Origin of the sequence: Frigoribacterium sp. RIT-PI-h, from assembly GCF_001297205.1 — a bacterium.
GTDB lineage: Bacteria > Actinomycetota > Actinomycetes > Actinomycetales > Microbacteriaceae > Frigoribacterium.
Genome location: NZ_LHOZ01000007.1, coordinates 1 through 6,886, shown reverse-complemented (window position 1 = coordinate 6,886; position 6,886 = coordinate 1). Strand labels below are relative to the sequence as shown.

The 6,886-nt window shown below is 75.7% G+C and carries 7 protein-coding genes and 1 pseudogene; 7 read left to right on the top strand and 1 reads right to left on the bottom strand.

The features are described 5' to 3' along the window. Window positions 1-182: 182 nt before the first annotated feature. From AEQ27_RS00525 to AEQ27_RS00505, 5 genes and pseudogenes are all read left to right on the top strand, one after another. Window positions 183-809: a methylated-DNA--[protein]-cysteine S-methyltransferase gene (locus tag AEQ27_RS00525; protein ID WP_054144910.1), complete on the top strand. Its 627-nt coding sequence runs from the start codon at window positions 183-185 to the stop codon at window positions 807-809. A 20-nt stretch (window positions 810-829) separates the two neighbouring features. Next, window positions 830-1,519, top strand: coding sequence for a DNA-3-methyladenine glycosylase I (locus AEQ27_RS00520; protein ID WP_054144912.1), 690 nt, complete (start codon window positions 830-832; stop codon window positions 1,517-1,519). After that, entirely contained in the window at window positions 1,516-2,463 is a 948-nt protein-coding gene (locus AEQ27_RS00515; RefSeq protein ID WP_082383105.1) for a DNA-3-methyladenine glycosylase, read from the top strand. The genes AEQ27_RS00520 and AEQ27_RS00515 overlap by 4 nt, the downstream gene beginning before the upstream one ends. Before the next feature lie 86 nt (window positions 2,464-2,549). Continuing rightward, the gene (locus AEQ27_RS00510) at window positions 2,550-2,924 is read left to right on the top strand and encodes a hypothetical protein (protein WP_054144909.1); all 375 of its coding nucleotides are present in this window, start codon (window positions 2,550-2,552) and stop codon (window positions 2,922-2,924) included. Between the two features lie 105 nt (window positions 2,925-3,029). Next, a pseudogene (locus AEQ27_RS00505) lies at window positions 3,030-4,315 on the top strand (M18 family aminopeptidase). Between the two features lie 68 nt (window positions 4,316-4,383). Here the strand turns inward: AEQ27_RS00505 and AEQ27_RS00500 are convergent. Then, window positions 4,384-5,013 (bottom strand): alpha/beta hydrolase, encoded by a 630-nt coding sequence (locus AEQ27_RS00500; protein ID WP_054144908.1) that lies wholly within the window; start codon window positions 5,011-5,013, stop codon window positions 4,384-4,386. Between the two features lie 9 nt (window positions 5,014-5,022). Between AEQ27_RS00500 and AEQ27_RS00495 the strand changes: the two genes are divergently transcribed. Further along, complete coding sequence (locus tag AEQ27_RS00495) at window positions 5,023-5,652, top strand: DUF1990 family protein (RefSeq protein WP_054144907.1); 630 nt, start codon at window positions 5,023-5,025, stop codon at window positions 5,650-5,652. 103 nt (window positions 5,653-5,755) lie between these two features. After that, window positions 5,756-6,865, top strand: coding sequence for an alpha/beta fold hydrolase (locus AEQ27_RS00490; RefSeq protein ID WP_082383103.1), 1,110 nt, complete (start codon window positions 5,756-5,758; stop codon window positions 6,863-6,865). Window positions 6,866-6,886 lie beyond the last annotated feature (21 nt).

Sequence of the window (6,886 nt, the reverse complement as noted above, 5' to 3'; positions counted from 1 at the left end):
GGGTTCGACCTCGCTGAGGACGAGATCGTCGCAGCTCTCGGGCGGTGTCGCCCCCGGAGCGGCCCCCGTCGCCACGCGCACGGCCCTCGGCCCGCCCGCCACCGCCGCGGCCGCCCCCGACGGCAGCGAGTCCCCGCCCCGCGCGGTCCCCCGTCCGCCTCCCCCGAGCCGAAGGGCACGCGATGACCGCCTCCCCCGCCGACGCGTCGACAGACCCGCGCGTCCTGTTGACCGGTCTCGACCCGGCCGACGACCGTCTCGCCGCCCTGCACGCCCGCTTCGCCGAGGCCGCCCTCGACGCCGGGGCGGTCGACGTGGCCTACCGCACCCTCGACTCCCCCGTCGGGCGGCTGCTCGTCTGCGCGACCGACGTGGGCGTGCTGCGGGTCGCCTTCGAGATCGAGGGGCACGACACGGTGCTCGACCGCCTGGCCTCGACCGTCAGCCCCCGCATCGTCGAGGCTCCGTCGCGGCTCGACGCCGTGGCACGCGAGCTCGACGAGTACTTCCGCGGCGAGCGCCGCGCGTTCGACCTGCCGCTCGACCGGCGTCTGTCGAAGGGCTTCCAGCGGACGGTGCTCGAGCACCTGCCCGACATCGGCTACGGCGCGACGGCGAGCTACGCCTCGGTCGCCCTCGCCTCGGGCAGCCCCCGTGCGGTGCGGGCCGTCGGCACGGTCTGCGCGACCAACCCGCTGCCGGTCGTCGTGCCCTGCCACCGGGTGGTGCGGAGCGACGGGACCGCCGGCAACTACCGTGGGGGCATGGCGGCCAAGCAGATCCTGATCGACCTCGAGGCACGCGCGTGAGCGACGTGGTGCGCCCCGGCATGGTGCCTTCGAAGCCGATTCCGTCGGGTGCGGTGCCGTCGGGCCCGGCCGGCACGGGCGTCGTGGTCGGTGACGACGGGCTGGCCCGGCCGGTCTGGGCGTCGACCGACCCGCTGCTGCGCGACTACTACGACACCGAGTGGGGTCTGCCGGTCCGCGACGAGCGCGGCCTGTTCGAGCGGCTGAGCCTCGAGGCGTTCCAGTCGGGGCTGTCGTGGGCGACGATCCTGCGCAAGCGGCCGGCGTTCCGCACCGCGTTCGCCGACTTCGACCCCGAGGTGGTCGCCCGCTTCGACGACGCCGACCGGGAGCGCCTGATGACCGACGCGGGGATCGTCCGCAACCGGCTCAAGGTCGACGCGACGATCCGCAACGCGCGGGCGACGCTCGACCTGCGCGCCGACGGTGGGCTCGTGGACTTCGTCTGGTCGTTCCGGCCCGCCGAGACGCCCCGGCCCCGCACGATGGCGGAGGTGCCGACGATGTCGCCCGAGTCGCTCGCGCTCTCGAAGTCTCTCAAGGCGAAGGGGTTCACGTTCGTGGGGCCGACCACCATGCACGCCCTGATGGAGGCCGCGGGCATCGTCGACACGCACCTCGTCGACAGCCACCGCCGCGGGTCGTCGGGGGTGTGGGGCGACGACGGTCGGCCCGTGGCGGCCGGCGGCGGCCGGGCGGCCCGGTCGTGAGGGCGGACCCGCTCGACGCGGCGGCCTCGGACGCGGCTGCGCCCGGCGAGGCGGCCTCGCGCTTCGTCGTCGAACCCGTCGGAGCCTGGGACCACGCGCACGCCGTGGGGTTGCTGGCCGCGCACAGCGTCCCGGGAGCCGAAGCCACCGACGTCGCCGCGGCGTCGCACGCGCGACTGGTCGAGCTGGGCTCGGGGGCCGTGCGCGCCTCCTACCGTCTCGACCTGTCGTTCGCGTCGACCGGGGTCGACGTGGCGATGACCGGACCCGACGGCGTGCCGCCGACGGAGGGGACGGTCGACGAGGCCCGACGCGTCGTGCGGACGTGGCTCGACCTCGACACCGACCTCGACGACGTCGAGCGGGGCTTCGCCGACGACCCGGTGCTCGGGCCGCTCGTCGCGGCGCGACCGGGCATCCGCGTGACGGGCAACCCCGACGGGTTCGAGACGGCCGCGATGACCGTGCTCGGGCAGCAGGTCTCGCTCGCCGCGGCGCGCACCTTCACCGGGCGACTCGTGGCGGCCTACGGCGATCCGGTCGCGGGGGCGGGCCCCGCGCGGTTCCCCCGTGCCGGGCGCCGGGCGTCCGCCGGCGTCGACGGGCTGCGGGCCGCGGTCGGGGTGACGAACAGTCGGGCGCGGACGATCCACGCCCGGGCCGAGGTCGTCGCCGACGGGCTCGTGATCGCGCCCGACGTCGACCACGCCGACGCGCGTCGACGCCTGCTCGCCGTGCCCGGCATCGGCCCGTGGACGGTCGAGTACCTCGCGGTGCGTGCCCTCGGCGACCGGGACGCCTGGCCCGCGGGCGACCTCGTGCTGCGGCGCGTGATGGGCGGCCTGACGACGAAGCAGGCCGAGGCCGCCGGAGCGGCGTGGTCGCCCTGGCGCGCCTACGCCCTCTTCCACCTCTGGGCCGCGGTGCTGCCGACCGCGCCGTGACGCGACCGGCGCCGCCTGACGACGCCGTCCGGACGAGAAGGCGCGGTGCGCCTAGCCTCGGAGGCCCACCACGAGAGGACTCCCCGATGAGCGACGCCCGCACGAACCCCGACCCGCACGGACCGGACGACGAGCTCGGCCACGGTGACGCGCTCGACCAGGCGGCCGTCGAGGCCGCCGCGATCGAGACGCACCGGGCGACCCACGGGTCGGGCCCGACCGACACGCAAGGCGAGCCCGCCGGGTCGGGCGACGCGACTCCCGACGGCGACGTCACGCAGCCGCTGGGCGGCAGCCACTCGGGCGAGGACGGATACGTCGCCGTGAGCCCCGGCGGCGTCTCGGGCGAGCAGGACGCCGCCCTGACCGTCGACGACGAGGACCCGCACTCGGCCGACCCCGAGGCGAACGCCCACCGTGGCGACATCGGGGCGAACCGCGGCGGCAGCGGCGGCCGCTGACCCGTTGTCAGACCCCAGGAAGTCGCCGAGACCCCCGTGCGCGCGCCGGGGTCTCGGCGACTTCGTGGGGTCTCAGCGACGACGGGGTGGTGCATGCTGGTGGGGATGACGGACACGCGCCCCCCCCTCGACGACTTCGCCCGCTTCCTCCAGGCCGCGCCCTCGTCCTTCCACGCCGCGGCCGGGCCGCCCGCCGGCTCGACGACGCCGGGTGCACCGCCGTCGACGAGACCGCCGAGTGGCCCACCGGCCCGGGGCGTCGCTACGTCGTGCGTGACGGCGCGGTCATCGCCTGGATCGAGCCCGCCACGGCGACGGCCACGACGCCGTTCCGCGTCGTCGGGGCGCACACCGACTCCCCCGGCTTCAAGCTCAAGCCCAAGCCGACGACCGGCACCCGCGGCTGGCTGCAGGCCGGTGTCGAGGTCTACGGCGGCCCGTTGTTCACCTCGTGGCTCGACCGCGACCTCGAGTTCGCCGGTCGACTGGTCACCCGCACCGGCGAGACGCACCTGGTTCGCACCGGGCCGCTGCTGCGCTTCCCGCAGCTCGCCGTCCACCTCGACCGCGGCGTCAACGCCGACGGCCTCAAGCTCGACCCCCAGCGTCACCTGAACCCCGTGGTCGGGGCGGGTCCGCTCGACGAGGCCGACGTCCTCGGCCACCTCGCCGGGTTGGCCGGGCTGACCGGAGCCGACGTGACCGGGTACGACGTGGTCGTGGCCGACACCGCGCCTCCTGCGGTCCTGGGGCTCTCCGGCGAGCTGTTCGCCGCCGGGCGCATGGACAACCTGTCGTCGACCCACGCCGGTCTCGTCGCGTTGATCGAGACCGCGACGGCGGGCGTCGAGCTCGACCACGTCGCCGTGTTCGCGGCGTTCGACCACGAAGAGGTCGGGTCGGCCACGCCGTCGGGTGCCGCCGGTCCGCTACTCGAGGACGTCCTCGCCCGCGTCTCGGCCGGTCTCGGGGCGACGACGACCGACCACCGCCGCGCCCTCGCCGGGTCGTGGTGCCTGAGCGCGGACGCCGGGCACGCCGTGCACCCGAACTACCCCGAGCGGCACGACCCGGTCAACCAGCCGGTCGTGAACCGCGGACCGCTGCTCAAGATCAACGCCAACCAGCGCTACGCCACCGACGGGCTCGGCGCGGCCGAGTGGTCACGGACGTGCGAGCAGGCCGGCGTGCCGTTCCAGGAGTTCGTCTCGAACAACTCGGTGCCCTGCGGTTCGACCATCGGGCCGATCACGGCGACGCGGCTCGGCATCCGCACGATCGACGTCGGCATCCCGCTGCTCGGAATGCACTCGGCCCGCGAGCTCTGCGGCGCCGACGACCCGGCCTACCTGTCTCGCGCGGCCGCCGCCTTCCTCGCGCCGGACGCGTAGGCCCGGCAGCTCCGTCGGCCGCCGGTCGTGACCGCTCCGTCGGCCGCCGGTCGTGACCGCACGGCCGATCAGCCGAACGCCTCCGCCGCGGGCACCCCGAGCGCCCAGGCCAGCACGGCCGGCCACTCGCCGTAGCCCGAGTCAGGGGTGAGGTGACCGCCTCGGGGCACGACGACGACCGGGGCGTCGACCCGCGCCTCCCAGGTGTCGACCGGGCCGAGCGGCAGCCACTCGTCGTCGTCCCCGGCGACGACGACCGCCGCGGCGGACCCGCCGGGCGAGAGCCGACGGCCGTCGAACAGGTCGCCGGCCACGAAGGCGTGGATCGGCTGCCCGGCGATCAGCTCGGGCGAAGGAGGCGCGACGAGCGCGACCCGGTCGGCCCGCGGAGGTACGTCACCGGCCTGCAGCCTCAGCCAGAGCAGGCACGAGAGGCTGTGGCACAACACCGTCAGCGGCAGGTCCCCGGGGAGGCCGTCGAGCTCGCGTCGCACCGCGGCGTCCCAGGCGGCGGGCGAGGGCTCGTCGGCGTCGGGCAGCTGCGGGTAGCGCCCGACGTGCCCCCGGGCCCCGAGCGCGCCGGCGAGCCACCGCTGCCAGTGGCCCTCGGGGCGGCGGTTCTGCCAGCCGTGCAGGATCAGGTAGGCCGTGGGCGGAGTCGAGAGCGGGGGCGGCGTCGGGGCGGTCGCTTCGGTCACGGTCCGATCATGCCCCGGCCGAGCGTCATGACGTGGCAGGGCCGACCCCTGACGTCCCACCCGTCGCGGGCGCGACCACCCCGGCCGCGACCACCCCGGCCGCGCCCGACCCGCCCGCCCCGGGCCCGGTTCGGCGGCGGATACGCCCTCGGCGGCGAGCCGACCCTCGACGGCCCGCCGCCCGCCGGGTTCCACGTCACGACCCGCAGCCGGGTGATCGGCCACGGCCGGGCCGCCTTCGACGCCGCGGGTGACGCCGTGCTGCACTGGCAGGTGCATCGCGGCTCGGGCTTCGTGCCGCTCGAGGGGCCCGCCCGGGTGACCGTCGGCGCGACGAGCGTCTGGGGCGTCACCTTCGGCCCCCTGCACCCACCGGTCGCCTGCCGGGTGTTCGCCGTCGTACGGTCCGAGACCGAGATCGGCTTCGGTCACGCCGCCCTGGTCGGCCACCCCCAGCGCGGCTGGGAGAGCTACCGCGTGCGCCACCACGACGACGACAGCGTGACGCTCGACATCCGTGTCGTCTGGCGTCCCGCCGCCTGGTGGATGCGTGCCGCCGGGCCCGCATCGGCGCTCGCCCTCTCGCTGATCCTGCGGCGCAACCTGCGTGCGCTGGACGGCGTCGTGGCCTCCGTCTGACGAGACTCGGGCAGGCGGTGCCGCCCCGCCGCGCCCGCGCGGCACGGGAGCGGGTGCCCCGCCACCGCGCCGGGCTCCGAGCCCGCCGTGCCACACTGATCCGATGAGTCCTCGACGTCGCCACGCCGGTTCGGCCCGCAGCGCCGCCGCCCGCGACGCCTCGCGCTCGGGCGACGTCGACACGAACGTGACCGTCCGCCGCGTCGAACGGGGCGACCTCTACGTGCGGGTCAACACGATCGGTGACACCGGCGAGCGTGCGTTCCTGCTGGTGCCGGGCATCGGCGTCTCGTCCGACTACTTCGAACGCCTCGCGCCGAACCTCAACGAGTTCGGCCCCGTCCACGCCCTCGACCTGCCGGGTTTCGCCGGGGTCCCGCACCCGGGCCACGCCCTCACCATCCGTGAGTACGCCGACCTGGTCGGCACGGCGATCGACGAACTCGGGCTCGACGACCCGGTCGTCGTCGGGCACTCGATGGGCACGCAGATCGTCGTCGACCTCGCCGCCCGCCGGCCCGACCTGTCGACCGTGGTGCTGATCGGGCCCGTGATCGATCCGGCCCATCGTCACGTGCTCGCGCAGGCGGGGCGATTCGCCCGTGCCGCCTGGCACGAACCCGGCCGGGTGAAGTTCCTGGCCCTGAGCGCCTACGTGCTCTGTGGGGTGCGCTGGTTCTCGCGCATCCTGCCCAAGATGATGACGTACCCGATCGAGCAGCACCTGCCTCAGATCGCCGCCGACACCCTGGTCAGCCGAGGGGGGCACGCCGCCGCCGCCCCGCGCGAGTGGGTGCGCCGCGTCGGCGAGCTGCTGCCCTCGTCCCGCCTCTGGGAGATGCCCGGCGCCGCCCACTCGGTCATGCACGCCCACGCCGAGGAGGTCGCCAAGCTCTGCGTCGAGCACGCCCAGCAGCCGATCCCACACGACGAGGGCGACGGGCTGCCCCCCTCCGTCGCCGCGGGCGACGGTGACGAGAGCGACGACTTCAGTCCCACCCCCGCCGACTTCGTCACGGCCGTCGGGGCGCGCCTGCGCTCGACCGCGGCGACCATGCGCGGTGACGACGAGGCCCTCGCCAAGGCCAAGACGGACCACGCCGAGTCGATGCAGGCGGCGTTCGACCGTCGTCAGGCCGAGAAGGTCGCGGCCGGCGACGAGCCCGACGACGGCCCGCACATCGAGCCCACCACCGGCGACGCCCGCCGCTGAGAGCGGCGGTCGGGTCGAGGA